A 3,394-nucleotide genomic window follows, 5' to 3' on the forward strand; every position below is an offset into this window, starting at 1 on the left:
CCTAACGCGATCAAGAAACAACAAATATGTGATGACGATTTATTGCTTAAGCTCAGCCTGAGAACATGGAATTTACCGTTCAATTTCGACTCGTTTTAGCTGATAAAAACTCACCTTGCCTAACGCCGCATTAAGGTGTGAGCGGTGCTTGGCTATACTTGAGCGAAGCGAAACTGCCAAGCGTTGCGAATCACTCTTAAATGCTTTGTTATAAAGCAAACTCCCCAACTGTGACCGTGTTTATTAGAGGGTTTTCATCCAAGACCGGAATTCCAACTAACACATCATTGTCTGTATGCTCGGTAGCGCCTTGAGCATAAATAGCACAAATTTTTTCTTGCTCTGCTTCGTTTAAACTATCCCACCATTCTGGTGATATATAAATATTTTCAACCATTGCGAAAGTGAAAATAGAAAGTGAGTTTGAAACAGAACCTGTCTGAAGGAGTTGGTTAACAAATTTTAAATTGCTTCTTGAATGCTCTTTCAACCACGACAAGACAATGTACCCTTTGTTTTCAGAAGCAAAAGAGTTAATGAACACATAATCTGGTACATCCTTGGGATCATTAGATATCGTTTGAAGCAGTTCACCATCGAAGCCAACCGTATACCCCAGTACCGCACTGGTCATAACCCTCGGAGGTAATTCAAGTTCCACGACTAAGTGATGTAAGTCATCAAAGATAGCAGCCGTAAACATGTGATCAAGCTTCTGCTTCAGGTACCGCAGGTCTCCCATTGTAAGATCATTATTTGAACCATAGTATTTAGCCATTTGTTGTATCATGACTTGTTCACTAAGAGATTTACCTTTATCTAACTCTTGGGCAAAGCTAAATGTATTTGCAGCGCTCTCTTTTACAAATAGTTCTCGGCATAAAGATCGATATGCCACAAGAAAACAATGGTATGGACTTTTATCAAACGCATTGTCTTCAATCGGAGCGAATATGTCTTTGTCGTGAGTTGAGCAGAAACCAGTAAACACTGAGGCTTGGTTAATACCTACTTTCTTTGGACGGACTCTTTTAGACATAGAGAAGTCATGATTTGTTTTGAAGGTAGTATAAACATGTCCATCTGCTGCTATAGATTTTAGGGAGGAGCTTTTTGATACTGAATGCGCTTTGATGATTTTCTTTGAACATTCAGATTTCATCGATTCTGGTACGCTACAAATTTTTTTTGAGTTGAAGCTATTCATCTCTTTCATTATCGTACCTTTATCAACAGGAGCTTGTTTATCACGCCCTAAATGACAACGTTTGTATTTTTTCTTTGAGCCGCACCAACATGGCTCATTTCTTCCAAGTTTCACTGATGTTCCTCTGCTTTATAACGCCCGGCTAAGGGGTTGACAACGCACTGCCTAACTAAAAAAACACACCTTAAACACTGAATTTCAATTTTGCACTAAAGTCGCCACGCGTTGGCAATCCCTCTTGAGCCGTTTGTTATGCCTGTGTCGAGGATGCTTGCAGATAGTCATCACTTACTTCAAGTTCATAAACCGTTTTTGATTTTACTAAGCAATCACGCATTTTCTGACGGAAATATTGATACTGCTTATCTGCTATGTCATGATCTTTTTCCCACAGTTCTCGACTTGGCCATTGTGCATAACCAACTAGAACATTAGGGTTTTCAGATATGTGTAATCTGGAACCGAAGCTACCACAATATTTGTAAATTACTTTTGTTACTTCAAGCCATGCTTCTCGAAACTCAGCCTGTTTTCCGTCTTTAATTTCAAACTCATAAACTGCGATGAACATTCTTATCTCCATAAGGCATAACGCTGCGTTAAGGGGTGAATGCCGCATAAACCAGCTTTCCGCAGACCACTTTCACCACCAAAACTCACTGTAAACCAAAAATGCCACGCGGCATGAATCCCTCTTAAACGCCTTGTTATAAAGCAGATTGCCACTAAACGTTAATTCTGCCCTTTAGATAAAGAACACCTTTACCTGAAAGAACAACGGTTCCGTCTAAAACACGGCACTTGAGCACACCACCTCTTTTGGAAGCTTGGTAGGCAACTAAATCGGTTTTGTTCAATTTGTTAGCCCAATAAGGGGCCAAACCAGAATGAATGGAACCTGTAACTGGGTCTTCATCACCACCATTTGCTGGCCAAAAGTAACGAGATACAAAATCGTACTTACTGGACTTAGCTGTTACTACAACGTCTAACGGTGCAAGCTGTTTCAATTGTTCAGAGACATAAGTGACATCCAAAACTTCTTGCTCACTTGCAAAGACGGCAAAGTACGCTTGCCTGTTCTTGAGAACCTCTGTCGGCTTGTTAGATAGCCCATTAAGTAGTTGTGTCGGGATTGTAGAAATAACCTCAGGTTTCTGGTTGGGGAAAGTCATCTCTATTTCATTCTGCGAATTGAGAATGACATTTAAGTTTCCGACTTCTTTTGTGATGAACTCAATTTGGTTTTCAACACCGAATTCATTAAACAATACATGAGCAGATGCTAAGGTCGCATGACCACAGAAATCAATTTCTGTCAGTGGAGAAAACCAGCGAATTTCATACTGATTAGCACCCACATTTTTTATGTAAGCTGTTTCTGACAAGTTGTTTTCAGCTGCTATGTTTTGCATTAGCTCATCAGTAAGCCAATCTTCAATTGGAACTACTGCTGCCGAGTTACCTTTAAACTGTTGATCTGTAAATGCATCAACTACGAAAATATCCATTTCCAACGTATGAACTCCATTTGCTTTATAACGCCCGGCTAAGGGGTTGACAACGCACCGCCGAACTTAAAAAACACACTGTAAACACTGAACTTCAATTTTGAACTAAAGCCGCCAAGCGTTGGCAATCCCTCTTGAGCCGTTTGTTAGCTGCTGCACTTTAGCCGGAGATTTACGACCCAACGGCCTAATTTAAAACACATTATTGTTTTCAAGCGAAAAAGTAAAACGGACAACTGAGGAACTAAAACCTAACCCACGAAACGCACTTGGCAAAGAAGAAATAGCAGGAAAACTTGACGAGCTTCTAGGACTTAAATTTACAAAGAATTATGTCGAAGAAGCCAACAACCAAGTGCACGAAATCCATTTAAACGCGAAAAACTTCAAAACCAAAGAAACCACACCAAAGAAATAAACAAACACACCACTTCCCGTAAGAAGACTTAGGTTAGTTCAACCACTTCACGAACAGTGCCACTGGCGAGATACGCGGAAAAATGATGACTTTCAGGTGGAAAGCTAGAGCCTCAGACTAAGAAAAATAAAGACCCTGTAAATAATTCTGTGTAACTGTCAGGGTTACATGTATTGAGTGAGTCGGTCTTCGAACATAATCATAAAGCGGTTTAGAGCTTGTCGCCAGTTTCTGATCGGCATCGTCCATTTCTTGGAA

The 3,394-nt window shown here is 40.3% G+C and carries 4 protein-coding genes; 1 reads left to right on the top strand and 3 read right to left on the bottom strand.

Features of this window, described 5'->3' with window-relative positions:
• Positions 1-208: 208 nt before the first annotated feature.
• From AACV20_RS11385 to AACV20_RS11400, 3 genes are all read right to left on the bottom strand, one after another.
• On the bottom strand, positions 209-1,321 hold the full coding sequence (locus tag AACV20_RS11385; protein ID WP_170908075.1) for a YecA family protein: 1,113 nt from the start codon (positions 1,319-1,321) through the stop codon (positions 209-211).
• Positions 1,322-1,457: 136 nt separating this feature from the next.
• Entirely contained in the window at positions 1,458-1,778 is a 321-nt protein-coding gene (locus AACV20_RS11390) for a putative quinol monooxygenase (RefSeq protein ID WP_170908056.1), read from the bottom strand.
• 154 nt (positions 1,779-1,932) lie between these two features.
• Complete coding sequence (locus tag AACV20_RS11400) at positions 1,933-2,724, bottom strand: PhzF family phenazine biosynthesis protein (RefSeq protein WP_162470133.1); 792 nt, start codon at positions 2,722-2,724, stop codon at positions 1,933-1,935.
• A gap of 199 nt (positions 2,725-2,923) precedes the next feature.
• Between AACV20_RS11400 and AACV20_RS11405 the strand changes: the two genes are divergently transcribed.
• The gene (locus tag AACV20_RS11405; protein WP_017045458.1) at positions 2,924-3,136 is read left to right on the top strand and encodes a hypothetical protein; all 213 of its coding nucleotides are present in this window, start codon (positions 2,924-2,926) and stop codon (positions 3,134-3,136) included.
• Positions 3,137-3,394: the final 258 nt, after the last annotated feature.

It is taken from the genome of Vibrio sp. B4-6, from assembly GCF_963888245.1.
Lineage (GTDB): Bacteria > Pseudomonadota > Gammaproteobacteria > Enterobacterales > Vibrionaceae > Vibrio > Vibrio anguillarum.

Bases quoted from the DNA above. Each gene is read 5' to 3' on its own strand.
- AACV20_RS11390 (WP_170908056.1), bottom strand. From the start codon at position 1,778: ATGTTCATCGCAGTTTATGAGTTTGAAATTAAAGACGGAAAACAGGCT.